This window comes from Pseudomonas sp. EA_15y_Pfl1_P101 (genome assembly GCF_963970835.1).
GTDB lineage: Bacteria > Pseudomonadota > Gammaproteobacteria > Pseudomonadales > Pseudomonadaceae > Aquipseudomonas > Aquipseudomonas tritici.
In genome coordinates this window covers 1-24,367 of the sequence record NZ_CAXAPA010000007.1, presented here as the reverse complement: position 1 = coordinate 24,367, position 24,367 = coordinate 1, and the positions used below count along the sequence as shown (strand labels likewise).

18 protein-coding genes are annotated in these 24,367 nt (G+C 62.9%); 13 read left to right on the top strand and 5 right to left on the bottom strand.

Translation table 11 applies throughout. From position 1 onward, the window contains the following. Position 1 precedes the first annotated feature (1 nt). Both tssB and tssA read right to left on the bottom strand, forming a co-directional pair. Positions 2 to 508 (bottom strand): type VI secretion system contractile sheath small subunit, encoded by a 507-nt coding sequence (gene tssB, locus AACY36_RS12555; protein WP_003231688.1) that lies wholly within the window; start codon positions 506 to 508, stop codon positions 2 to 4. A gap of 54 nt (positions 509 to 562) precedes the next feature. Beyond that, entirely contained in the window at positions 563 to 1,582 is a 1,020-nt protein-coding gene (tssA, locus tag AACY36_RS12550) for a type VI secretion system protein TssA (RefSeq protein ID WP_339415067.1), read from the bottom strand. A gap of 393 nt (positions 1,583 to 1,975) precedes the next feature. Here tssA and tagH point away from each other — a divergent pair, with 393 nt between their 5' ends. The 13 genes from tagH (at position 1,976) to AACY36_RS12485 (ending at position 19,486) form a co-directional block, all read left to right on the top strand. Beyond that, positions 1,976 to 3,322 carry a type VI secretion system-associated FHA domain protein TagH gene (gene tagH, locus AACY36_RS12545; RefSeq protein ID WP_339415068.1) on the top strand — a complete coding sequence of 449 codons (1,347 nt, stop codon included), beginning with the start codon at positions 1,976 to 1,978 and terminating at the stop codon, positions 3,320 to 3,322. 57 nt (positions 3,323 to 3,379) lie between these two features. Beyond that, positions 3,380 to 3,889: a type VI secretion system lipoprotein TssJ gene (gene tssJ / locus AACY36_RS12540; protein ID WP_339415069.1), complete on the top strand. Its 510-nt coding sequence runs from the start codon at positions 3,380 to 3,382 to the stop codon at positions 3,887 to 3,889. An 18-nt stretch (positions 3,890 to 3,907) separates the two neighbouring features. Further along, positions 3,908 to 5,242, top strand: coding sequence for a type VI secretion system baseplate subunit TssK (tssK, locus tag AACY36_RS12535; protein WP_339415070.1), 1,335 nt, complete (start codon positions 3,908 to 3,910; stop codon positions 5,240 to 5,242). Positions 5,243 to 5,248: 6 nt separating this feature from the next. Further along, positions 5,249 to 6,538 (top strand): DotU family type VI secretion system protein, encoded by a 1,290-nt coding sequence (locus tag AACY36_RS12530; RefSeq protein WP_339415071.1) that lies wholly within the window; start codon positions 5,249 to 5,251, stop codon positions 6,536 to 6,538. Then, on the top strand, positions 6,535 to 10,035 hold the full coding sequence (gene tssM, locus AACY36_RS12525) for a type VI secretion system membrane subunit TssM (protein WP_339497190.1): 3,501 nt from the start codon (positions 6,535 to 6,537) through the stop codon (positions 10,033 to 10,035). The genes AACY36_RS12530 and tssM overlap by 4 nt, the downstream gene beginning before the upstream one ends. Next, on the top strand, positions 10,032 to 10,685 hold the full coding sequence (gene tagF / locus AACY36_RS12520) for a type VI secretion system-associated protein TagF (RefSeq protein WP_339415073.1): 654 nt from the start codon (positions 10,032 to 10,034) through the stop codon (positions 10,683 to 10,685). Before tssM ends, tagF begins: the two co-directional genes overlap by 4 nt. Continuing rightward, positions 10,686 to 11,405, top strand: coding sequence for a PP2C family protein-serine/threonine phosphatase (locus AACY36_RS12515; protein ID WP_339415074.1), 720 nt, complete (start codon positions 10,686 to 10,688; stop codon positions 11,403 to 11,405). Then, positions 11,402 to 14,380 (top strand): serine/threonine-protein kinase, encoded by a 2,979-nt coding sequence (locus AACY36_RS12510; protein ID WP_339436646.1) that lies wholly within the window; start codon positions 11,402 to 11,404, stop codon positions 14,378 to 14,380. The genes AACY36_RS12515 and AACY36_RS12510 overlap by 4 nt, the downstream gene beginning before the upstream one ends. Next, positions 14,380 to 15,084, top strand: coding sequence for an ABC transporter ATP-binding protein (locus tag AACY36_RS12505; protein ID WP_339428315.1), 705 nt, complete (start codon positions 14,380 to 14,382; stop codon positions 15,082 to 15,084). Before AACY36_RS12510 ends, AACY36_RS12505 begins: the two co-directional genes overlap by 1 nt. After that, positions 15,084 to 16,268 carry an ABC transporter permease gene (locus tag AACY36_RS12500; protein WP_339415076.1) on the top strand — a complete coding sequence of 395 codons (1,185 nt, stop codon included), beginning with the start codon at positions 15,084 to 15,086 and terminating at the stop codon, positions 16,266 to 16,268. Before AACY36_RS12505 ends, AACY36_RS12500 begins: the two co-directional genes overlap by 1 nt. Continuing rightward, on the top strand, positions 16,261 to 17,970 hold the full coding sequence (locus AACY36_RS12495; protein ID WP_339415077.1) for a formylglycine-generating enzyme family protein: 1,710 nt from the start codon (positions 16,261 to 16,263) through the stop codon (positions 17,968 to 17,970). The genes AACY36_RS12500 and AACY36_RS12495 overlap by 8 nt, the downstream gene beginning before the upstream one ends. A gap of 84 nt (positions 17,971 to 18,054) precedes the next feature. After that, on the top strand, positions 18,055 to 18,981 hold the full coding sequence (tagQ, locus tag AACY36_RS12490) for a type VI secretion system-associated lipoprotein TagQ (protein ID WP_339436647.1): 927 nt from the start codon (positions 18,055 to 18,057) through the stop codon (positions 18,979 to 18,981). Between the two features lie 124 nt (positions 18,982 to 19,105). Next, entirely contained in the window at positions 19,106 to 19,486 is a 381-nt protein-coding gene (locus AACY36_RS12485) for a helicase (protein ID WP_065948786.1), read from the top strand. A 52-nt stretch (positions 19,487 to 19,538) separates the two neighbouring features. Here AACY36_RS12485 and AACY36_RS12480 read toward each other — a convergent pair whose 3' ends face one another. From AACY36_RS12480 to AACY36_RS12470, 3 genes are all read right to left on the bottom strand, one after another. Then, positions 19,539 to 20,939 carry an aminoacyl-tRNA deacylase and HDOD domain-containing protein gene (locus AACY36_RS12480; protein ID WP_339415079.1) on the bottom strand — a complete coding sequence of 467 codons (1,401 nt, stop codon included), beginning with the start codon at positions 20,937 to 20,939 and terminating at the stop codon, positions 19,539 to 19,541. A 146-nt stretch (positions 20,940 to 21,085) separates the two neighbouring features. Beyond that, the gene (gene recG / locus AACY36_RS12475; protein ID WP_339415080.1) at positions 21,086 to 23,161 is read right to left on the bottom strand and encodes an ATP-dependent DNA helicase RecG; all 2,076 of its coding nucleotides are present in this window, start codon (positions 23,159 to 23,161) and stop codon (positions 21,086 to 21,088) included. An 8-nt stretch (positions 23,162 to 23,169) separates the two neighbouring features. Further along, complete coding sequence (locus AACY36_RS12470; RefSeq protein ID WP_003213305.1) at positions 23,170 to 24,090, bottom strand: hydrogen peroxide-inducible genes activator; 921 nt, start codon at positions 24,088 to 24,090, stop codon at positions 23,170 to 23,172. Between the last annotated feature and the right edge of the window lie 277 nt (positions 24,091 to 24,367).

Here is a 24,367-nt window from a genome sequence, read left to right as displayed (position 1 = left end):
ATTACTGGTCCCCTGCAGGCTTAGGCGCGCTGGCAAGTGCCTGAAGCAATGCCGGGTCCTTGATCGCCTTCATGATGATTTCTTCAGCGCCGGTCTTGCCGTCCATGTAGGTCAGCAGGTTGGCCAGCTGGGTGCGGGCTTCAAGCAGTTGGTTCAGCGAATCGACTTTGCGCGCCACAGCAGCCGGGCTGAAGTCGTCCATGCTTTCGAAGGTGATGTCCAGGCTCAGGTTGCCTTCGCCGGTCAGCTCGTTCGGTACGTGGAAGGCCACGCGCGGCTGCATGGCCTTGAGGCGCGAGTCAAAGTTGTCGACGTCCACTTCAAGGAACTTGCGGTCAGCCACCGCCGCCAAGGGCTCGGCAGGCTTGCCGGCGAGGTCGGCCATCACACCCATTACGAAGGGCAGCTGGACCTTTTTCTCGGCGCCGTAAAGCTCGACGTCGTACTCGATCTGCACTCGAGGCGCGCGGTTGCGCGCGATGAATTTCTGAGAACTTTGCTTCGCCACGTTGCTGCTCCTGGTCGCTTGAGCGACGGTGTTGTTACTGGACTGCCGGGCGACTTACTCGCCGTCCGGGCCGCGCAGGTTTTCAAATTGGGACATGCCGTCGGGAATCAGATTGCGCACGATGGCCGCGAAGTCGGCGTGCACCAGATTCTTCGCGCGGTTCAACAGCACCGGCAGCGGGCTCGAAGGCTCGTGCCGGGTGTAGTACGCAAGGATCTTGTCGAGGCTGCGCAACACGTCGTCGCGATTGGCGATATCGCCAGCGGGGCGCGGTGCTGCGGGGGCGGCGGCGAAGTCGACCGAGGGGGCATTATCGTCACTGACGGCCTCGGGTTCGCTGCTGCTGTCGGTGCCGGGCACCGCTTGATTGAGTATCTGCAACGCCTGTTTAAGCGGTTGCTTCAAGGCACTGAGGTCCACGCCCTGGGCGGAACCGACCTGATCATTGACGTGCTGTTCGATGGCTTCGCAGGCCGCGCGGGCTGTACTCAGGGCGTCGCGGGTGGCTTGCAGTTGCTCGGGGTCGCTGTCGAGGAACGCGGCGTTGAGTTGCTGGGCGCCGAGTTGTTCATCGGCGAAACTCAGCAGGCCGCTGGCGTTGAGCGCGGCGCGCAGGCTCACCGGGCCGAAAGTGCGTGAGCGCGTGAGGATGCTTTCGCGCAGCAGGCGAGTGTTCGTGTCACAGGTCAAGCCGGTGAGGGCGTTGATGCGTACGGTGGGATCGTTATCGTCGTCGGCATCCAGGCGCGGGTGCAGGTCGGCCCAGTAGTCGCGCAGCAACGCGTTGATCAGTGTCAGGGCTTCGGCTAAGCCAGCCACGCCCTGCAGGGCAAGGGAGCTTTGCAGCAGGAAATGGGTGATGCGCAGGTCCTTGCTGCGCGCCAGCAAGTCGAGGCTTTGCTGCTGGATGCTGCGCCATTCCGGCGGTTCAGCGGGCAGGATCGAGTCGCCCATGCTGCGCTCGGGTTGGCCCTTGGCATCACGCTCCAATTGCAAAAATTGCGCGTCATATTCCATGTCTTCGCCACACGGCGAAGTGGCAGAAACGGCGGTGAGCAGCAACGGCACATCCACTGAAATCGATCTCCCTATCAGCCCGTTAGATGGCGGGCAATTCATGCATTAGTTGTGCGAGGAACTTTGCATGTTTTCTTGGTCATATAGGCGCAATGCCATTAATGTGCCATTACTGGTGTTCAAGAAGTTGTGCATTTTTGGTGTAGTAGTTATGCCTTGTCAAGGTAAGCTATTCGCCCTCTGTGACAGATGTGCGGTGCTTAACAACCTGCGCGACTGGTGGGTCGAGTGATGCACCGGGGCAGAATTTTTGTCATAGAACCCAGTTAAGATCAGCGATCATGCTGGCATTGGCAGGTTTTAGAGGGTCGATTGTTCGACCTGATGGGGATATCCCGGCGGCGCAGTTCCGGGAATCGACCGCGAGTGAAGTATCAGCAAGGAGGCAAGATGTCGCTGTGTTTGACTATCACTAGTTATCACAAGATTACCCCTGGGCAATGCTCCGAAAAGTCCATGAATCAGGGTGCGCTGGCTATCGGCCGCAGCTCTGAGAATGACTGGATATTGCCTGACCCTGAGCGGCTGGTTTCCTCGCAACACTGCGTTATTCAATACAAAGACGGCCGTTACTACCTAACCGATAACAGCACTAATGGTGTGGAGTTGGTTAAAGCGGGCGTTCGTATGCGTCGGGGTAACAGCGAGCCGCTGCAAGATGGTGAGTTGATCCGTATCGGCGATTACGAGATCCAGGCGCGTATCGATTTCAACGTGCAGGCCGTCGATAGCCAGCCGTTTGCCGGTGACTCACCGAATAGCTTTGAAGCGCTGATGGGCGCCGTGGTGAGCACACCCACGCCAATCCCAACACCCTCGATTGCACCCCAGTTCCAGGGCGCCTCGTCGATGGACACCCTGCCGGACCTGTTCGACTTCCTTGGCCCCTCCGCCGTGCCGCCGCCGACCGTGGCGGATCACGTGCCTTCTGAACAACATGACTTCCGCCCGCCGACGCCCGTCGCCGTGCCCGCGCCTGTGGTTGAAACGCCTGGGTTGTCGGGCTCGGTGATTCCCGAGGATTGGGACCTGTTCGGCGACGCGCCGGCGCCAGTGACCAGTGCACCACCACCGCCTCCACCACCTGCTCCGGTGATCCAACCGCCACCTGTGGTCGAGCCCCCGGTCCCTGTGGCCGATACCCAGCAGCAGCCCGACCTCCTGCAAGCCTTCCTGCGCGGCGCTGGTCTCGATCAGCTACGCCTCGACAAGGCCCAAGCGCAAGCCCAGATGGAAAGCATCGGCCGCAGCTACCGCCTGATGGTCGAGGGCCTGATCGACGTGTTGCGTGCCCGCGCCAGCCTCAAGGGCGAGTTCCGCATGCAGCAGACGATGATCCAGCCTGCTGAAAACAATCCGTTGAAATTCGCCCCGAATGCCGACGAAGCGTTACTGCTTTTGCTACGCCACGGAAACCAAGCGTTTATGGCGCCGGACCTCGCCGTGCGCGACAGTTTCAACGATCTGCGCGCCCACCAGTTGGCGGTGATGGCCGGCGTGGAAGCGGCGATCAAGCACCTGCTCAGCCGTTTCGAGCCGGCGCAATTGGAAGAACGCATGGGCAAGCCCGGCGGGTTGTCGAGCATTTTCAACGGCTCGCGCCAGGCCCAGTACTGGCAGCAGTTCACCGAGCTCTACAGCAATATTTCCCGCGAGGCCCAGGAAGATTTCCAGGACCTGTTCGGCCGCGAATTCAGCCGGGCCTACGAAGAACACAGCGCACGACAGCGTCGCTAAACCCGCGCCGCAACACATGAATTAACGGATAGCTAAGTACGTCATTGAGGACGCAGGATGATTCCCAGGTTTTTACTCGCAGTCGCCACCGTGCTACTGCTGACGGCGTGTGCCAAAGACGCCGCGAAACCCGAAGCGGTGGCAGAAGCAGAGGCCGATACAGCTGCTGTCGAGCTGCACTTCCACGCGATCAACGGGCTTAACCCCGGCGCCAGCGGCCAGGCTGCTCCGGTGCGGGTGCGTATTTTCGAGCTGAAAAACGCCGCCACCTTTGCACGCGCCGATTACTTCGCCTTGGCTGACCGCGCGCAATCCACCCTCGGCCTGGACCTGTTGGACCAGGACGAAGTGACGGTGCAGCCCGGCGAGCAACTGAGCATTCAGCGCGACCTCGACCCGTCCACGCGCCAGATCGGGCTGTTGGTGGGCTATCGAGAGTTGGACCGCGCGCAATGGCGCACAGTGATCAAAGTGCCCGCGCGCCAATACACCGAATACCAGATCAGCCTCGATGTACGCGCCGTGCGCGCCGACCTCGTGGTCTCACCATCCAGCCCTGCCCAATAAGAAGCAATCGGAGCTCCCATGTCCTGGAACAATCGCGTGGTCTGGTCGGAAGGCATGTTCATCGGAACGCAGCACTTCCAACAGCATGACCGTTACCTGGAAAACCTGATCGACGCCCGCAGCCGCCCGTTGTCCGCGGGCGCCTGGGGTTTTTCCGAGTTGCTGATCGACCAGGGCCTGCTAGCCCAGGGCAAGCTGGCAATCGTCTCTGCGCGCGGCCTGTTGCCCGACGGTACGCCCTTCAACATTCCCCATGATGACCTCGCGCCAAGCCCGCTGAATATTGACGACAACCTGCGCGACGGCCTGGTGTACCTGGCCTTGCCGCTCAAGCGCGCGGGCGCCCGCGATACCGTGGACGAAGGCGAGGCCCTGGAAGCCGCGCGTTATATGAGCCAGGTGCGTGAAGTACGTGACGACAACGCCCCCTTTGAAAACCGTGCGCCAGTGGCCGTCGGCTCTCGCGCCCTGCGCCTGTTGACCGCCCAGGATGGCATCAGCGACTACGCCGCTATCGGCCTGGTGCGCATCAAGGAAAAACGCGCCGACCGCGCGCTGGTGCTCGACGACACCTACATCCCGCCCTTACTGGACGTGGCCGCAAGCAAACCGCTGACGGCGTTTCGCAGCGAACTGCTCGGCCTGCTGCACCAGCGCGGCGAAGCCTTGGCCGGCCGCGTAGTTGCCTCGGGCGCGGGTGGTGCGTCGGAGATTGCCGATTTCATGCTGCTGCAATTGGTCAACCGTGCCCAACCGCTGATCCAGCATTTGAGCCAGTTGAGCCCGCTGCACCCTGAACGCTTCTTCAGTGAATTGGTGAGACTGGCCGGCGAGTTTTCGACGTTCTCGACCTCGGGCCGCCGCCCTCAGGAATACCCGCACTACCAGCATGACGATCTGGTGCTGAGCTTCGCCCCGGTGATGGCCGCGCTGCGTGAAGCGCTGTCGATGCTGATCGACAGCAAAGCCACGCCGATCCCGATTGTGGAGAAAGCCTATGGCATCCACGTGGCGATGCTGGCCGACAAAACCCTCATCGACAGCGCCAGCTTCATCCTTGTGGTGCGCGCCGATGTGCCCGGCGAAACCCTGCGCGCGCGCTTCGGCCAGCAGAGCAAAGTCGGTTCGGTGGAACACATCCGCGACATGGTCAACCTGCAACTGCCGGGCATTGGCCTGCTGCCGTTGCCGGTGGCGCCTCGCCAACTGCCGTACCACGCAGGCTCGACGTATTACGAGCTGGATCGTGGCAGCGAGCATTGGCAACAACTGAGTAATTCCGGCGGTTTCGCTTTCCACATCGCCGGGCAGTTCCCGGGCTTGAACCTGGCCTTCTGGGCGATCCGAGGATAATCCGCGATGCATCCCAATGATGATGACCGCACCCAGTTCATGCCGCGCCCCGGTGGCCGCGCGCCGGAACCTGTGCGTGCTGAACCCTCGCCGCTGGCGATGCCGGCCGCGCCGATGCTCACTGGCAAGAGCCAGGGCCTCAACCCGCTGGAAAGTGCCGCCGGCCCGTTGCTCGCCTTGCTGACGCGCCTGCGCAACACCATCGCCCACCCGGCGCCGGCCAGCCTGCGCGCGCAGTTGCTGGCCTACCTGCGCCAGTTCGAAGAGCGCGCAGAAGCGGCCGGCATCGCCCGCAATGAAGTGCTGTTGGCGCGTTACGCGTTGTGCACCGCCCTTGATGAAGCGGTGTTGAGCACGCCTTGGGGCAGCACCAGTGATTGGGGCAAGCAAAGCCTGTTGATCACCGTGCATAAAGAAGCCTGGGGCGGGGAAAAAGTCTTCCAGTTGCTTGATCACTGCCTGCAAAGCCCGCGGGAACGCCTGTATCTGCTGGAGCTGTTATACCTGTGCATGTGCCTGGGTTTCGAAGGCCGCTACCGCGTGATGAACGACGGTCGCAGCCATTTGGAAACCCTGCGCGAACGCACGGCCGCCGCTATCCGCAGCGCGCGCGGCGAACATGAGCGCGAGCTGTCGCCGCACTGGCGCGGCGTGACCGTGGCGCGGGATCGCCTGGCGCAATTCATGCCGCCGTGGATCGCCGTGGCCATCGGCGTCGCGTTGTTGCTGGCGTTGCTGTTTGGCCTGCGCCTCAAGCTCGCTTCGGATGCCGAGCCGGTGTTCAAGAATATCCATGCACTGGGCGAAATTCCGGTGCAGGCCATCGACCGTCCGGTGGCACAGCCGAAGGTGATCGAACGCCCGCGCCTGGCTGGCTTCCTGGTGGAGGACATCAAGGCCGGCCGCGTTGCCGTTGAAGATGCCGTCGACCGTTCTGTGGTGACCATCCGTGGTGATGAACTGTTTGCATCCGCCAGCTCGAGCATCGTGGATGACTACCAGCCGCTGATGCTGCGCATCGCCGACGCCATCCGCAAGGTCAAGGGCCAGGTGCGCGTCACCGGGCACAGCGACAACCGCCCGATTGCCACGCTGCGCTTTCCGTCCAACTGGGCGTTGTCCGAGGCACGGGCCAAGTCAGTGCTGGAGATCCTCGCGGCCAAGACCGGCCAGTCGGATCGCTTCAGCGCCGAAGGCCGAAGCGACACCGAGCCGGTAGCCACCAACGCTACAGCCGAAGGCCGCGCCCGTAATCGTCGGGTTGAAATAACCGTATTGGCGGAGGGCGTCGAGTGAAGGCGTTTTTCAGTTTCATGATTCGCTGGGTGATCCCCGTGCTGGGCCTGATTGCCCTGAGTTTGATCATCTGGTTTGTCGGGCCGTTGCTCGACGTGCTGGTGCCGGAAGGGCGCCGTTGGGCGCTGATCATCCTGGTGTTTGCGGTGTGGATCGCCTACCGCATGTTCCGCATCATCCAGGCCCGCCGCCAGGCCGCCGAAGTGATGCGCAGCCTGGCCGCCGAAACCCCGGCCGACCCCAACAGCGTCGCCACGGCCGAAGAACTCACCACCTTGCGCCAGCGCATGGACGAAGCGCTGACGCTGCTGAAAAAGGCCAAGCTCGGTGGCGATGAGCGTCGCAATCTTTACGAGCTGCCGTGGTACGTGATCATCGGCCCACCGGGGTCGGGCAAGACCACCGCGCTGGTCAATTCCGGGCTGCATTTCCCATTAGCCGCGCAGTTGGGCGCCGGTGCCGTGCGTGGTGTGGGCGGTACGCGTAACTGCGACTGGTGGTTTACCGACCAGGCCGTGTTGCTCGACACCGCTGGGCGCTACACCACCCAGGACAGCAACTCCACGGTGGATAAAGCTGCGTGGCTGGGCTTCCTCGACCTGCTGAAAAAGCAGCGCTCGCGTCGGCCTATCGATGGCGCTTTTATCGCCATCAGCCTGTCGGACTTGCTACTGGGCACCGATGCGGAACGTGCCGCCCACGCTGCGGCCATCCGCCTGCGTATCCAGGAGCTGTACACCCAACTGGGCGTACGTTTCCCGATCTACCTGATGCTCACCAAGCTCGACCTGGTGCCGGGCTTCATGGAGTTCTTCGACAACCTGAGCAAGGAAGACCGCGCCCAGGTGTGGGGCATGACCTTTGCACTGGACGATGGCAAGAACAGTGACAGCCCGCTGGCGCACCTGCAGAGCGAATTCGCCGGCCTGGAACAGCGCCTCAACGAACGCCTGGTCGAACGCCTGCAGCAGGAACGTGACCCGGCGCGGCGCGACCTGATCTACGGTTTCCCGCAGCAGTTCGGCGCGTTGAAGGATTGCCTGCAGAGCTTCCTCGAAGGCGTGTTCAAGCCCAATGCCTTTGAGGAGCGTGTGTTGCTGCGCGGTGTGTATTTCACCAGTGGTACCCAGGAAGGCAGCCCGATTGATCGCTTGATCGGCGCGATGGCCCAGAGCATGAACCTGGACCGTCAGCACCTGGCACGCCAGAGCGGCACCGGGCGCAGTTACTTCATCGAAAAACTCTTCACCGCCGTGGCGTTTGCCGAGCGTGGCCTGGTGGGGGTGAACCCCAAGGTCGAGCGGCGGCGCAAGTGGATTGCCCGTGGTGTCCTCGCCGCCACGGTTGCGTTGGTAGTGGTGGTCAGCAGCCTGTGGTGGGTGAGTTATCGCGCCAACCAGGCTTATATCGCCCAGGTTGACCAAAAGGTCGCGCCGCTGGGCCAGACCGTCCAGAACCTGAGCCCGGCGCAGCGCGAAGTGCTCGCCGTGCTGCCGTTGCTCAACGCCGTGAAGAACCTGGCAGGCGACTCGCCAAGCTGGTCCGAAGGGCTGGGGCTGTATCAGGGCGATATGCTCGAAGCCGAATCCGCCAGCGTCTATCGCAAGCTGTTGATCGCCGTGTTTGCACCACGCTTGGTGACGCGTATTGAAGAACAACTGCACGGTGGCGGTAGTTCCGACTTCCTCTACGAAGGCCTCAAGGCCTATTTGATGCTCGCCGACACTGAGCATTACGACCCGGACTTCATCAAAGCCTGGATCGCTCTTGACTGGGACCGCAACCTGCCGCGCGACCTGCCGGCCGATCAGCGCCAGGCCTTGGCCGGGCACCTGCAGGCGTTGTTCGAGCGCCATCCGCCGAGTGTGCGCCTTGACCCACGCTTGATTGATGACCTGCGCCGCCAGTTGCAACAACTGCCGGTGGCCCAGCGCGTCTACGACAGGGTCAAACGCCAGAAACTGCCCGAAGGCATTCCGGATTTTCGTATCAACGAAGCCGCCGGCCGTGACGCGGCGCTGGTGTTCAGCCGTAAAAGCGGCATGCCGTTGGGCGAACCGCTGAGTGGGTTCTTTACCGCCAAAGGCTATCGCCAGGCGTTCCTGCTGAGCAGCCTGAACCAGACCGGCACCCTCGCCGAAGAGCAATGGGTGCTGGGCCATGAGCAGGCCGACCAGCAGAACGTAGTGAGCCTCGCCGCTGACGTGCGTCGCCTGTATTTCCAGGACTACCAGCGCCAGTGGGATGCCTTGCTGGCGGACATCGACTTTGTGCCGATCACCAGCGTGGCCCAGGCGGCCGACGTATTGCGGGTGATATCCGGCCCGACCTCGCCGCTGAAAAAACTGCTGGTGGCGGTCGCCAAGGAAACCGACCTGCAAGCCGAAGAACGCCAGTTGGCCGCCAAAGGCGTGCCAGTGGAAGGCGGTGTCGACAAGCTCAAGGAACGCCTGGGTAGCCTGCTCGGCCAGGAACAACCGACCACCCATGCGCCCGCCGCTACGGATGATCCAGTGACCGCGCACTTTGCCGAACTCAACAGCATCGTCAGCAAGAGTGAAGGCGAACCGGCGGCCATCGACGGCCTGCTCACGGACATGAACGCGCTGTATGTGCAGGTCAGCGCCATGGTCGGCGCCAGCGGCGATGCCTTGCTGGGCGAGGCGAAGAACCAGGCGGCGGCGGCGGCCACGCGGGTCAGCCTGAATGCCGAGCGCCAGCCGCCGCTGGTGCAGGGCATGGTCAAGTCGGTGGTCAATTCCACCACCAACAGCATGATGGGCGGGGTGCGTAACCAGCTGAACGCGGCGTGGGTCAGCGAAGTGGTCAACGTGTATCGCCAGTCCCTGGCTGGGCGTTATCCGATGTCGCCGGGCAGCGCCCGCGATGCCACCTTGGACGACTTCGGCCAATTTTTCGGCGTGGGCGGGGTGATGGATAACTACTTCCGCAAATACTTGCAGCCTTACGTCGACACCTCCACGCAAACCTGGCGCTGGCAGCCGGGCGCGGCGCAGAAACTCGGGATTGCACCGGGCGTGCTGCAAACCTTCCAACGTGCGGCGACCATTCGTGATGCGTTCTTCAGATCGGGGGGCACGCAGCCCGTCGTGCGTTTCGAACTCAAGCCCGTGTCGATGGACCCGACCATCACCCAGTTCCTGCTCGACCTCGACGGCCAGCAATTGAGCTACGACCACGGCCCAAGCCGCCCGGTTGCGATGCAATGGCCGAACCCCGGTAGCATTGGTGTGGTGCGTATTTCCATCATGCCGCCGTCGGCCAGTGGCCGCTCCGGTGTGACCCTCGACGGGCCATGGGCGTGGTTCCGTTTGCTGCAGCAATCGGACCTCACCGCCGGTAATTCGCCCGACCGTTTCAACCTGCGCCTGCGGGTCGACGGCGCGAGCATCGCCTATGAGTTGCGCGCCAACAGCGCCTTCAACCCGTTCAAGAGCCGCGTGCTCAGCGGCTTCAGCCTGCCGGAGCGGCTATGACGACGCTGGGTTTCTACGGCAAGTTGGCCAGCCGCGGCGACTTTGTCAGCCGCGCCTTGCCCCAGAGTTTTATCGGCCCGTGGGACAGCTGGCTGGCGGCAGGCTTGCTCGCCAGCCAGAGCAGCCTCGGCGGTGATTGGCTCAATGTGTACCTGGTCAGCCCGTTGTGGCGTTTTGTATTGGCGCCGGGCGTATGCGGGCCGGATGCGGCGGCGGGTGTGGTGATGCCGAGCATTGACCGGGTCGGGCGGTATTTCCCGCTGGCAGTGGTGGCGCTGCTTGATCACGACACCAATCCAGCGTCCCTCGTGGGCGGGCCGGACACTTGGTTCGAGCAGGCCGAAGAGCTGTTGCTCAGTACCCTGGATGCCGGCGCCACCTTTGAGCGTTTCAATGACGGTCTCGACACCCTGGGCTTGCCGGCGACTGAGCCGCGCGCAGTGGACAGCCGCTTCGCCGGCCTGCAGCGCGTGAGCGCTACCGTGCCCCATGGGCGCATGACCGCACTCGCCGAACAGGCCTGTGAAGGCGCGAGTTTGTGGTGGGGCCGTGGTTCGCAACGGATTTCCCCTGGTTTATTGCGGTGTCAGGGCCTGCCTGCCGCTGGCGATTTTGCGCAGTTTTTGCTCGGACAAGAAGGTGTGGTGTAGATGGGCGCGACGTACAAATCCGCGAGCAAAAGCCATGTGGGCATGGTCCGCCAGGTCAACGAAGACGCCTGCCTGGACCTGCTGGAAAACCGCCTTTGGGTAGTTGCCGACGGCATGGGCGGGCATGCGGCGGGGGATTATGTCAGCAGCCTGATCATCGACAGCCTGCGCGGTGTGGCGCTGGGCCGTTCCCTTGAAGAATATTGCGCGGCCTTGCGCAATGACCTGATCCGCATCAACGCGGCCGTGCGCGAAGAAACCGCCAACCGGGGCGTGACCATGATGGGCAGCACTGTGGTGTTGCTGGCGGCGCGAGGCTTGCGCGGCGTGTGCCTGTGGGCCGGTGACAGCCGCTTGTATCGCCTGCGTGACGGCGTGCTTGAAGGCATTTCCCGCGACCACAGCTACGTGCAGGACCTGCAAGACAGCGGCTTGCTCAGCGAAGCCGATGCGCGCACGCATCCGCGCGCCAACATCGTCACCCGCGCGGTGGGTGTGGAAGCCCAGCTGGAGCTGGCAGCGGTTGACCTGCTGATTGCCCCCGGCGACAGCTACCTGCTGTGCAGCGATGGGCTGAACAAGACCGTCGAAGACCATGAAATCCGCGAAGTCCTCAGCCATGACACGCCGGATGAAATCGTGCGCAGCCTGGTGCACCTCGGGCTTAGCCGGGGCGCGCCGGACAACATCACCGCCATCGTCGTGAAGGTATCGTCATGAACATCGTCATCCCGGGTTATGACATCGAAGGCGAGATCGGCGAAGGCGCCATGGCCAGCGTGTACCTGGCGACCCAGCGTTCGCTGGAGCGCAAGGTGGCGTTGAAGGTGATGGCGGCGGCGCTGGCCGCCGACCCGAGCTTTTGCGAGCGTTTCCTGCGCGAGGGCAAGACCCTGGCGCGCTTGTCGCACCCGCACACCGTGACCATCCATGACATCGGCAATGTCGGTGAGCTGTATTACATGGCGATGGAATACCTGCCCAATGGCACGCTCAAGGAGCGCATTGCCGCAGGCCTGACGCCGGAGCAGGGCGTGACGCTGATCCGCCAGATCGCTTCGGCGCTGGGCTATGCCCACGCTCAAGGCCTGGTGCACCGCGATGTGAAGCCGGCGAACATTCTGTTTCGCGCCGATGGCACGGCAGTGCTGTCCGACTTCGGTATCGCCAAGTCTTTGGATGACCGCACTCAATTTACCCAGGCCGGTTTTGCCGTGGGCACGCCGAGCTATATGAGCCCGGAACAGGCGCGGGGCCAGGAGATCGACGGCCGCGCCGACCTGTATGCGCTGGGCGTGGTGCTGTATGAAATCCTCGTCGGCAAGTTGCCTTACAGCGGCCCCGACGCGCTCTCTACGGCACTGGCACACCTGACCGAGCCGTTGCCGGAGTTGCCGGTGCACCATGGCCGTTATCAGGGTGTGCTGCGCAAGCTGTTGGCCAAGGACCCGGCGGAACGCTTCCCGGATGCGGACGCGCTGTTGCTGGCGCTGGACGAACTGCCGGCGGATTCACCGGAAGCCACGCTGGTGCGGCCGCTGCCGATCCCGCTGAGCTTTGATCTGGGGGGTATGACCCCGGTCACCATCGATATTCCGACCGATAAACCACAGCCGCAACCCGTGGTACGCCAACCTGTGGTGACCCCGACGCAACACAAGGCCGTGTCCGAGCAACACCGTGGGCCGGTGTTGGCCCTGGCCGCTGTTGCGGTAGCGGTTGCATTGGCCATTGGTGGCGCCAGTTATTGGTGGTTGAGCGGCAGCGATGAGCCGGCCAAACCGCCTGCTGCGGTGGTGCCCAAGGTGACGCAACCGCCACCTCCAGTCGCTGAAGTGGATGGCGGTCAGCGCCCGCTGTTGATGGCGGGTAAGAAGACCCTGTTCCAGCGCGTGCTCAGCAAGCCCGGTGCGAAGCTTTCGGCGCACGCAGGCAGCGCGCCAGGAAAGGCGCTGCCGGCGTTCTCCGTACTCTACGTTTACCAGCGCAAAGACATCGACGGCAGCCCGTGGGTACGCGTCGGCGCGGCCACCGATGGGCGCAGCGATGGATGGTTGCCGGCCGCGCAGGTCAGCGACTGGAAGCAGAGCCTGGTGCTGAAATTTACCGAGCGCTCGGGCCGGGCACCGGTGATGTTCCTGCGTCAATCCAGTGAAGTCGAAAAGCTCTTGGCTGACCCGGCCGCCGCCAAAGGCGTGCTGGCCAAGGCGCAGAAAAACAGCGAAGACAATAGCCAAATCCTTGCGCTGGAACCGACTGCCAGCGCCGTGCCGCAGAACCAGTTCTACCTGTTGCCGATCTTCGACTCCAAAGAGAGCTTTGACGAAAACGGCCAGCTGGTGCAGTTGCTCAATGTGGCCTCCATCGACCCAGGCACCAGCGCGGTTAAACCGGCCACGCCTGTGATCAAGGCGAATGCCGACGCCTTCCGCACGGCCGTTGTATTGGTGGTCGACACCACCGTGTCGATGCAGCCCTACATCGACCAGATCCGCGATGTGGTGCACGAACTGCAAACCCGCATCGGCGAGCGCGGCGAGTTGGACAGTGTCAGTTTTGGCATGGTGGGTTTTCGCAGCAGCGTCAAGAAAACCCCTGGCCTGGAATACGTCGCCAAGACGCTGATCAGCCTCGACCAGGGGCGCGATCCGCAACGCTTCCTCGACATGGCGCGCCAGGTCAAGGCTTCCACCGTGTCCAGCCATTCCTTCAACGAAGACGCGTTCGCCGGGGTGATGCAGGCGGTGGACGGCATGGATTGGTCCGGTTACGGCGGGCGCATTATCCTGCTGGTCACCGATGCTGGTGCGCTGCGCAAGAACGACCCGTTTGCCGCCACCCAGATGAACGAGGCGGAAGTGCGCCAGGCCGCGCTGGGCAAGCAGATCAAGATCTACGCCCTGCACCTGCGCACCGACGCCGGCAAGAAAACCCACGCCGGCGCCGAAAGCCAGTACCGCATCCTCACCGCCGACGCCAACCCGCAGATTGGCGACCTTTACACGCCGGTGCCGGGTGGCGACGTGCGCAAGTTGGGCGAGCGCGTCGACGAGATCGGTACGGTGTTCGCCAACCTGGTGCATCAGGTGCGCAGCAACACGCCGCAGCCGGTGCCGTTGCTGAGTTCTGCGCCAACCCTGGCAGACAAATCCGCAGCGGTCGGCTATGCCATGCACATGGACTTTCTCGGTCGTAAGACCGCAAGCCAGGCGCCGCAACTGGTCAGCGCATGGACCGCCGACCGCGACCTTACCAACCCGGCGCTGCCGGCGTTCCAGGTGTGCGTGATGCTGACTAAATTACAGCTCAACGACCTGCAGCAGTCGCTGAAACTGATCGTGGATGCGGCGCGCAAGACCCAGACCTCACCCAAGGATTTCTTCCAGGAAATCGCCAGCGCCTCGGCTTACATGAGCCGCGACCCGCAAGCCTTGCGCAAGGGCGGCAACCTGGCCGACGGCGGCGTCCTCGGCGAATACCTCGAAGGCCTGCCGTACCGCAGCAAGTCGCTGAGCATGACCCAGGACCTGTGGTTGTCGTTGAGCGTGGCCGAGCAGGAAGACTTTATCGACGAGCTGGATTCGAAAATCCGCCTCTACGAGACCTTCCACAATGACCTGGCCAACTGGGTCCGTTTCGGTGATGCCGAACCGGGTGATGCGTTGTACCGCGTGCCGTTGTCGACGCTACCGTGATGCTTAACCTGAGCGCGGTGCACAAGAGCCGGGGCGTCGGTAGCCAGCGCTATAGCCTGGTGATTCCGGCGCTGGCGCTGCGTGCGGGCGAGCAATTGGCGATTGTCGGGCCCAGTGGCTGTGGCAAAAGCACTTTGCTGGACCTGTTGGCGCTGGTGTTGGCGCCGGATCAGGCCGGGCAGTTTGAATTCAATCAGCACGATATCCGTGGGCTGTGGCGCAGCGATCAGCAATCCACGCTGGCCGCACTGCGTAGTCAGCATTTGGGCTATGTGCTGCAAACCGGCGGCCTGCTGGGCTTTCTCGATGTGCGCGGCAATATCGCCTTGTCGCGGCAACTGCTGGGGTTGAAGGATGACGGCAGCGTGGTGCGTCTGGCCGAGCAGCTGGAAATCGGCGACCAGTTGGCCAAGAAACCGGCGGCGCTCTCCGTGGGCCAACGCCAGCGCGTCAGCTGTGCCCGTGCGCTGGCGCATGCACCGCAACTGGTGTTGGCGGACGAGCCGACGGCGTCCCTCGACCCCTTGAATGCCGAGCGCGTGATGCAGGCGTTGCTGGCCCAGGCTCGCGAACATCGCTCAGCGTGTGTGATTGCCACCCATGACGAACCCTTGGCGCGCGCCAGTGGCTTGCAGGTGCGGCGTATCAGTTGCCGTCGCGAGACCGACGGCGGCGTCACCGCCACCCTTGGGGAGGCGTGCTGATGCGCATCGGCCTGGTGGCGTCGCTGGCCTGGCAGGATTACCGCAACGATGCGTGGCTGTCGGCCTGTTCGGTGCTGGCGCTGGTGGCGGTGATCGCGCCGTTGCTGGTGTTATTCGGCCTGAAATTTGGACTGGTTAGCAGTTTGACCGAACGTTTGCAGACCGACCCCGCCACCCGCGAAATTATTCCGTTGGGCGGTGGTCGATTCAGCAGTGCATTTATCGAGCAACTCAGTCAGCGCAGTGACGTGGCGTTTGCCGTGCCGCGTACGCGGCAGATTGCAGCGACGGCGCAAGTGGGCGAGCTGAGCCTGGAAATGCTGCCGACCGCGGCGGGTGATCCGTTGTTGGGCGGTCTGCCGTTGCCAAAGGGCCTGGATCAGATCGTGCTGAGCCACACCGCGGCTGAGAAGCTCGCTGCGCGGCCTGGCGATTGGCTGGAGACCCGCTTTGCACGGCAAGTGGCGGGACGCGTAGAAGCCCAGCGCACGCGCTTGCAGGTGTTGGCGGTATTGCCGCTGGAAGCCTTTGCCCGTGACGGTTTGTTTGTTGAATTGAGTTTGCTGGAAGCCGTTGAAGATTACCGCGATGGTCGTGCAGTGCCGAGGTTGGGTTGGGCCGGTGATGAGGTGGGTGTGAGCGCACAGCGCGTGTATCCCGCGTTTCGCCTGTATGCCCGCAACCTCACCGATGTGGAGCCGCTGCGGGTGTATTTCGCGAGGCAGAATGTGTTGGTGTCGACCCAGGCACAGACCATTGCGCAAGTGCAGTCGTTAAGCCGCAACCTGTCGATCATATTCTGGGTGATCTGCGGGCTGGCGTTGGCGGGCGCGTTTGCGGCGATCTTTGCCGCAGCGTTGGCCGCCGTGGCGCGCAAGCGTCGAGAGTTGTCAGTGTTGCGCCTGTTGGGGTTCTCCACGGGCGGGCTGTTGGTGTTTGTGGTGGTGCAGGCGCTGTACAGCGCAGGTTTTGCTGCTGCGCTCAGTGCCGGGTTGTATGGCCTGGCCGAGGCCGCTTTGAATCAACTATTCGTGCAGGTGCCGGGCGAATACGCCAGCCACCTGCTGGCGCGTCATTACGGCCTGGCCCTGGCTGCTGTGCTCGGCGTAAGCGCCGTGGCGGCGGTTTGTGGCGGTTGGCGAGTGGCGCGTATCCAGGCTTCTGAAGGAATCAGAGATGTATAAGTTACTGGGCGCCGCCGTGGCGCTGAGCCTGGCCTCGATGGCCTGGGCTGATGAAGCGAGTGACAAACTCGACAACCCCAAGCCGTTGCCGGATGACGTGAGCCTGCCGCTACCGTGTGAAGGCAACATGGTGTTCCGCTACGCCTATGTGCTGGCTCAAGGCACCCTGGACGATCGCGAAATCAGCCTCGGCTACCCCTTTGCCGAAGGCGAGGCGGGCTATAAGCAATCGTTTATTTCCGGTTACCGCCGCGACTTCATCAACGGCCAGTTCACCCTCAAGGATTTGCCCAAAGGGTGGAACAAAGTCATCGCGCCGTTGATGCCGAAGACTGACGCCAAGACCCCGCTCAAGCCCATGCTGTACTTCATCGGCAAGTACGAAGTGACTGCACGCCAATACGCCCAAGTGATGGCCCAGGCGCAGTCACTGGCCAGTGGCGAACCGGCGCCTGCGTGCGATGCGCCCACCGGCATGGCCGGGCGTTTGCCCAAGGTGAAGCTGTCGCGCTTTGAAGCCGAGCGCTTCTCGGCGGTGTACAGCGCCTGGCTGATGAAATACCACCGCGAGTTACTGCCGGTCAGTGGGCGCGGTTCGTCAGCGGAGGATGGCGGGCTGGGCTTTGTGCGCCTGCCCACCGAAGTGGAATGGGAATACGCCGCGCGCGGTGGCCAAGCCGTGAGCCGTCAGGACCTTGAAGGGCGCCTGTTTCCGCGCCGTGTCGAAGGCAGCGAAAGCGACGGCCCGCTCGGCAATTACGCCGTGTTCAACCAGGTCGCCGGCGGCACTGGCCAGGCCGCACGCCTGATGCCCATCGGCACCAAATTGCCTAACCCGATTGGCCTGTTCGACGTGATCGGCAATGCGGCGGAAATGGTCCAGGAATCCTTCCAGCTGGTGCATGCCGGGCGCCGTCAGGGCACCTACGGCGGCTTTGTGGTCAAGGGCGGCAACTATTTGGAAGGCGAGGGCACGTTGTTCACCGGCATGCGCCGCGAGTACCCGTTGTTTGCGGCCGACGGCACCGAGCAAAGCAACGAGACCACCGGTTTCCGCGTGGCGATTGGCGCCTTGGCGGCGCCGCGTTCGCGCTACAAGGAACTGTTCGCGCAGTGGCAAAAGGAGGGTCGCCTGGCTTCGTTGACTGACGCCATCGACGACGCCCAGGAGCCGACCAAACGCCTGGACAGTATCATCGCTGCCAGCGTCGATCCCAAGCTGCAAGCCGAGCTTGGGCTGGTCAACGAAGAGCTTAAGCGCAACGTCTCGCTGATCGCCCAGCAACGCGAAGAAGCGGCGGGCAACCTGATTCAGTCCGCCGCGTTGGTGGCCGAAACCATCAGCAACTACAACATTCGCTTGGCCAATCTGCAGAAGAGTCGCCAGCAGGCTACCGACAACAAAGACGAGGCCAGCGCGCAGCTGTTTGACATAGCGATTGCCAACGGCCGCAGCGCGCTGGATGGCGCAGTGGCGATCTACATCGACAACCTGGCCACCGGCACGCGCTATACCGATGCGGTGATCCAGGCGCAGTTTCAACGGATCAAGGAAGAGTTGGATCGCAAGCCTGTGCTCGGCAAGAGCCTGGTGACGCGCGCAACACTGTTCGTTCGTCATGTTGGCAACTACCGCAAGCAACAGCGGGCCGACCCGGCAACGATCTTGAAGGAACTGCTCGCAGCGAGCGGTCAGCGATGATCGCTGGCTGTATGGCGAGCTTGGAAGGGACTCAGGCGGCGGTGGGCCGTGCTGGGCAATTCAAACTTAAAAGAGAACACATCTATGTTTTTTTCCCGTAAGGCGGTTTCCAAACGTCACTTGCTGCTGATCGCGGCCGGCTTCAGCACAGTGCTGACCGGTTGTGCCACGTCGCCGGCCTCCAAGGTCGCGTCGAGCACCAAGGTCGAGTACTACCCGAACTGCTACGAGCCGGTGCAGCACCTGCGCGCGACTGATTCGGACATGACCAAGTCGGTCGTCACTGGCGCGGCCATCGGCGCGGCCGGCGGTGCACTGCTGGGGGCTTTCACTGGCGACAAGGAAAAGCGCGGCCGCAACGCCGCGATTGGCGCTGCGGGCGGCGCCTTGGCTGGCGGCGCGGCGGGTTACTACACCGAGCGTCAGAAGCAGATCAGCGATGACAATCAACGCATTGCTTCCTACTCCACCGACTTCAACAAAAGCGCGTCCGACATCGACCGCAGCACTGCCTATGCCAAAGCCTCGCAGCAGTGCTACCAGGGCGCATTCACCAAGCTGGTGGCCGACCGCAAGGCCAAGACCGTCAACGAGACTGAAGGCCGCAAGCGCCTGGCGGAAATCGTTTCGGGCCTGAAGGAGTCCAATGACCTGATCGTCGCGGTCAACGGCAAAGCCAGCGAAGACCTGAACAATTACACCCAGGCCTACGAGAAAGACCTGCAGCAAGTAGGCGTGCAGCGTAATGACGTAGTCACCGTGGCCCAAGCCGACGTGGCGCCGCTTGTCGTTCCGGCCAAGAAAGGCAAGAGTTCGCCAAAAGTCGCGAAGAAGAAGAAATTGCCGGTCGTGCCTAAAGAAGCGGTCACCACCGAGAAGAGCATCCAGGCCGTTCAGGCCAAGCAAGCTGAAAGCAAGCAGGTCGCCAGCGCTGGCAAGGCTCAGATGGAAGGCGCCTGCCGCGATCCAAACCTGGCCGACTGGGCCCCGGTACCTTGCCCAAACGTTTAAGTAACATGCTGCTATAAGCGTCAAACGCCAGCCGATCTTCCGCTAATGCGCAAGATCGGTGGCGTTCTCTTAGCAAATCGTTAAACTGCTGCGGCCACTCAATAATTACACCGAGGCCGTGTGCATGAAATTTCGTCTTCTGCTGTGGGTGCTGGGCCTGATGATGGGCAAAGCCAGCCGCACCAATCCTGCCTTCCAGCAGCAGCTGGGTGATAAAGACCTGGCTTTCCAGCTGCAGACCCTCGACGGCAAGGTTGCCCGTCACTTCATCGTCAAAGACCAGCGCATCACCAGCCGCTCAGGTGTTCACCCTGCGCCGGCGTTTGCCATTGCCTTTAAAGATGCCGCCTACGGCTTCGCCACGATGCAGGCGAAGAACAAGCAACTGGCGTTCATGACGGGGATTCAAGACAAGTCGATCCAGATCAAGGGTAACCCGGCGCTGGTGATCTGGTTCCAGGGGTTGACCAAGTATTTGGGGCGTAAGCGCAGCTCCAAGCGATGAGCCATAAGCTGCAAGCTTGAAGCTGACTACTTGTTGAAGCTTGCAGCTGCTGTTAAGCCTGACTGAATTGCGACGCCAACTCACGCAACAACACCTCGGCATCCAGCACTTTGCCGACCACCTCTTCAGCCTTGTCCCGCGTCAGCCCCAAGCGCTCAAGCAGCGCATCCGGAATCGTCTCATCCGGCCCGGAACCAATCCCTCGGCTGCGCAACAAGCGCACGGCCAAACACACCAGGTTCGGATACTCAGCGTATTGCCCGTCATAAGTCGGGTCGTGCTGGAAGCGCAGCGCGGTGGATAACTCATCCGGCATGTCCCAGTAGCGCATCAGCCAGGCACCGATCTGCTCGCGGCTGATGCCCAGCAGGTGTTGCTCTACATAGCTGTGGCACAGGTGCGGGTTGACCTCCAAGTGACGGCAGATCAGCGAGAAGTGCGGCGGGAACACGTGGGCCAGCAGCAGGTAACCGAAGTTGTGCAGCAGGCCGGCGAGGTAGGTCAGGCCGGCTTCCGGGCGCTGGGCGCGCGGCATGGCGCGGGTCAGACCCTCGATTACGGCGGCGGTGTAGATCGACTGATGCCAGTACGGCGTGGCTTGGTGCGGGTTGTCCTTGGGCAGGCTCAAGGTCTTGCCCAGAGCCAGGCCCAGCGCCAGGCTGATCACCAGGTCAAAGCCGAGCACGCGCACGATGGCGTCCTCAACGGAGCGGATCTTGCCCGGCGACGCGTAGTAGGGCGACGCGGCCCAGCTCACGACTTGCGCGGCCAGGGCCGGGTCGGTCTCCACTACGCCGGTGATGTCATCGATGGTGGCGTTGGGGTCGACACGCAGCTTGATAATCTTCTGCGCAGTGTCGGCCAGCGGTGGAATCTCGATGGTCGCTTCCAGGCGCTGCTGGATGCGGCGCGCGGTGAACGCCTGCATGGCCTGGGTGATTTCCTCACGGTCATCATTCGGGCGGTCAAGGTTGGGGCGGATGTTGCTCAGCGGCTCGCCGAAGTGGCCGGCGCTGGCCTTGGTGAGCATGGTCTTGAAGGCGTCGCTGGAGATCTCCAGCAACAGCCCAGCTTCGCCCGAATGCACCAGCAGGCTCGGCTCGTTGAGCAGGCTGCCTTCGTATAGGCACGGCGAACTGGTGAGTGCCGGCAGGCCCGGCAGCAGGCTCAAGCTGTGCTTGCCCAGCATGCGCGCGACGCGATCCGGCGATACGGCCGTAAGTCGGCGACCCGTGAGTTCGGTGAGGCGGTTGAGGTCGAGCAGTTGGTTCTGCGGGAACAGCACCATCAGAGCGCCCACCGCGTCTTCCAGCAATACGGCCTGGACTTTTTGCGCAGGGTTCAGGCCCGGTAGATCGCTGACTTCCGTGTAGGGGATGGCGAGTTTTGCGAGCAGAGCCCGAATGACCGGCGGGGCGGTCAGTGGGGCTGTGGCGAGGGCAACTTCTGACATGGCCTGATCCAATTTCTTACATTCAACGAAGTATAACCAGCTTGATACATATGTTGGTCGACTAACTGTGGTTTGTGACGCGGTTGGCTATGGGGGCTGTCGTTCCTGCTGGCGCCATCGCCGGCAAGCCAGTGCCTACACAGTCTTCAGACCTGGCCGTATTGCTGCCCATGGCGTAACCAGCGATCCAGCAAAGGGCTGACATGTTCGGGCCAGCGCTCCATCAATGCTTGCGCCGCATCGCGCACGGCGGGAAGCAAATCGGCGTCGCGCATCAGGTCGGCGACCTTGAATTGCAGCAGGCCGGTTTGGCGGGTGCCGAGCATTTCGCCGGGGCCGCGCAGTTCGAGATCCTTTTCGGCGATGATAAAACCGTCGTTGGTTTCGCGCATGATGCCCAGGCGCTGGCGCCCGATCTGTGACAGCGGCGGATGGTACAGCAGCACGCAATGGCTGGCGGCGCTGCCCCGGCCGACACGACCGCGTAACTGGTGCAGTTGCGCCAAGCCCAGGCGCTCGGGGTTTTCGATGATCATCAGGCTGGCATTGGGCACGTCCACCCCCACCTCGATCACGGTAGTGGCCACCAGCAGTTGCAGGTTGCCGGCCTTGAATTCGGCCATCACCGCGGCCTTTTCCGCAGGCTTCATGCGCCCGTGGATCAGCCCGACCTTGAGCTCACCCAGGGCGCTGGTGAGGTCTTCAAAGGTGGTCTCGGCGGCCTGGCAGGTCAGCTCTTCGGACTCTTCGATCAGCGTGCACACCCAGTAGGCCTGGCGGCCTTCGGCACAGGCACCGCGTACGCGCTCGATCACTTCGACACGGCGGGTGTCGGTGACCAGCACCGTGTTGACCGGGGTACGGCCGGGCGGCAATTCGTCGAGGATCGAAGTGTCGAGGTCGGCGTAGGCGCTCATGGCCAGGGTGCGCGGGATCGGCGTCGCGGTCATGATCAACTGGTGCGGGTTCATCCGGCCACCCACGCCTTTCTGGCGCAGGGCCAGGCGCTGTTGCACGCCGAAGCGGTGCTGTTCGTCAATGATCACCAGGGCGAGGTTCTTGAACTTCACTTCCTCCTGGAACAGTGCGTGGGTGCCCACCACCATCGGTGCGCCACCGGCGATTTGCTCCAGCGCGGCGGCACGCACCTTGCCCTTGAGCTTGCCTGCCAGCCACGCGACTTCCAGGCCCAGCGGTTCGAGCCAGCGCTTGAAGGTGATGAAGTGTTGCTCGGCGAGAATCTCGGTGGGTGCCATCAGCGCCACCTGGTAACCGGCTTCCAGGGCTTGCAAGGCAGCGAGGGCGGCGACCACGGTCTTGCCCGCGCCCACGTCGCCCTGGATCAGCCGCAGCATTGGCTCTTTCTGGCTGAGGTCGTAGGCGATTTCATTGCCGACGCGCTGCTGGGCACCGGTCGGCGCGAAGCCGAGGTTGGCCAGGTATTGGGCCGGCAAACGCGTTGCCTTGGGCATCGCCGGCGCGCGCAGGGAACGCATGCTCTCGCGCAGGCGTTGCTGGGACAGTTGGTGGGTCAGCAGTTCTTCAAAGGCCAAGCGGTGCTGGGCCCAGTGATGACCCAGCGCCAGTTCATCGACATCGGCGTCGGCGGGCGGGTGATGCAGGTAGCGAATCGCATCGTCCAGCGGCGCCAGTTGATAGTCGCGGGCCAGCTCCAGGGGCAGCCAGTCGGGCAGGCTCTTCGGGCCAAGCATCGCCAGGGTCTGCATGCACAGTTGGCGCAGGCGCTGCTGGGTCAAGCCCTCGGTGAGCGGGTAGATCGGGGTGAGTGTAGTGTCGACCGGCGGCGGTTCGTCGCCCGTGATGGCGCGGTATTCCGGGTGGTAGATCTCCAGGCCCGACGCGCCGGGCCGCGCTTCGCCATAGCAACGCACGCGGGTGCCGCGTTTGAGGCCTTCCTTCTGCGCATTGCTGAAATGGTAGAAGCGCAGGCTCAGGCCACCGGTACCGTCCTGCAGGCGCACGACCAGGCTACGGCGCTTGCCCATCACCACGTCGGCGCCGCTGACGGTGCCTTCGACCACCGCATCCTGCCCAGGGCGCAGATGGCCGATGGGCACCACGCGGGTGCGATCCTGGTAGCGCAGGGGCAGGTGAAACAGCACGTCCTGGAGGTTCTCCAGGCCGACCTTGGCCAGCTTCTCGGCCATGGCCTCGCCGACACCCTTGAGTGCCGTCACCGACACCTGCGACAGCTCCGTCATATCGTTGCTCAGCTCGCGGCAGGCGGCTTGGCCACCGAACACAGGCGGATCGAGTCGGCGAGGATCTCAATCGCTTTGGGCCGTGGGAAGCTGGCGCGCCAGGCGATCGCCACGGTGCGGAACGGCACCGGCGGCGTCAGTGGGCGCACTGCGATGACGCCGGGGGCGTAGTGATGGCTGTCCACCGCCGACAGCGGCAGGATTGAAATACCCAGGCCGGAAGCGACCATGTGGCGAATGGTTTCCAGGGAACTGGATTCCACGGTGGTGTGCTTGGCACCGTCGTTGCCCTTGGTCAGGGTTGGGCAGGCTTCCAGCACCTGGTCGCGGAAGCAGTGGCCTTCGCCGAGCAGCAGCAGGCTCTTGTCGTTGAGCAGGCCGGCATCGATGGTGTCTTTTTGTGTCCACGGATGGGAGGCGGGCATCAACACGTAGAACGGCTCGTCGTAGAGCGGCAGGGTCAGTACGTCTGCTTCGTTGAACGGTAAGGCGATGATGATCGCGTCCAACTCGCCGTTGCGCAGTTTGTCGCGCAATACGTGGGTGAAGTTTTCTTCGATATACAGCGGCATCTGCGGCGCAACGCGATGCAGTTGCGGGATCAGGTGCGGAAACAAGTACGGGCCGACGGTGTAGATGGCGCCGACTTTCAGCGGTGCGGTCAGCTGGTTTTTGCCGGCCTGGGCCAGTTCGCGAATGCTTTGCGCCTGCTCCAGCACCTTTTGGGCCTGGGCCACGATGCCTTCGCCCACCGGTGTGAGGCGCACGGCGCTCTTGCTGCGCTCGAAAATCAGCACACCGAGTTCGTCTTCAAGCTTTTTCACGCCCACCGACAGCGTCGGCTGGCTGACGTGGCAACGCTCGGCCGCGTGGCCGAAGTGCTGCTCTTGGGCGAGGGTAACGATGTAGCGTAATTCTGTAAGAGTCATAGCGGGCGTCCATGAGGTTGCGGGCCAAGCATACCGGCTGCAATCGATAGACGCACGTTATCAGAACTTTGGTTGGGATTGAGCGGGGAGTGCGGAGGATTTAGCTGGAAAACGGATTTTTTGAGGCAGTGAAATCAAATGTGGGAGGCCCCACTACATCTTCGACGTAGCGCTGTCGCGCATCAAACTGGTTCATCGTAAGGTTATAGAACGCGTGCGGGGCAAAGGCCGTAGCCAGCACTGGTGTGTCAGCACCCGAGTGGGAGAGTGGCCTGCA

Coding starts and splice junctions, on each gene's coding strand:
- tagH (WP_339415068.1), top strand. CDS start 1,976: ATGTCGCTGTGTTTGACTATCACTAGTTATCACAAGATTACCCCTGGG.
- tssJ (WP_339415069.1), top strand. CDS start 3,380: ATGATTCCCAGGTTTTTACTCGCAGTCGCCACCGTGCTACTGCTGACG.
- tssK (WP_339415070.1), top strand. CDS start 3,908: ATGTCCTGGAACAATCGCGTGGTCTGGTCGGAAGGCATGTTCATCGGA.
- AACY36_RS12530 (WP_339415071.1), top strand. CDS start 5,249: ATGCATCCCAATGATGATGACCGCACCCAGTTCATGCCGCGCCCCGGT.
- tagF (WP_339415073.1), top strand. CDS start 10,032: ATGACGACGCTGGGTTTCTACGGCAAGTTGGCCAGCCGCGGCGACTTT.
- AACY36_RS12515 (WP_339415074.1), top strand. CDS start 10,686: ATGGGCGCGACGTACAAATCCGCGAGCAAAAGCCATGTGGGCATGGTC.
- AACY36_RS12510 (WP_339436646.1), top strand. CDS start 11,402: ATGAACATCGTCATCCCGGGTTATGACATCGAAGGCGAGATCGGCGAA.
- AACY36_RS12505 (WP_339428315.1), top strand. CDS start 14,380: ATGCTTAACCTGAGCGCGGTGCACAAGAGCCGGGGCGTCGGTAGCCAG.
- AACY36_RS12500 (WP_339415076.1), top strand. CDS start 15,084: ATGCGCATCGGCCTGGTGGCGTCGCTGGCCTGGCAGGATTACCGCAAC.
- AACY36_RS12495 (WP_339415077.1), top strand. CDS start 16,261: ATGTATAAGTTACTGGGCGCCGCCGTGGCGCTGAGCCTGGCCTCGATG.
- tagQ (WP_339436647.1), top strand. CDS start 18,055: ATGTTTTTTTCCCGTAAGGCGGTTTCCAAACGTCACTTGCTGCTGATC.
- AACY36_RS12485 (WP_065948786.1), top strand. CDS start 19,106: ATGAAATTTCGTCTTCTGCTGTGGGTGCTGGGCCTGATGATGGGCAAA.
- AACY36_RS12480 (WP_339415079.1), bottom strand. CDS start 20,939: ATGTCAGAAGTTGCCCTCGCCACAGCCCCACTGACCGCCCCGCCGGTC.
- recG (WP_339415080.1), bottom strand. CDS start 23,161: ATGACGGAGCTGTCGCAGGTGTCGGTGACGGCACTCAAGGGTGTCGGC.
- AACY36_RS12470 (WP_003213305.1), bottom strand. CDS start 24,090: ATGACTCTTACAGAATTACGCTACATCGTTACCCTCGCCCAAGAGCAG.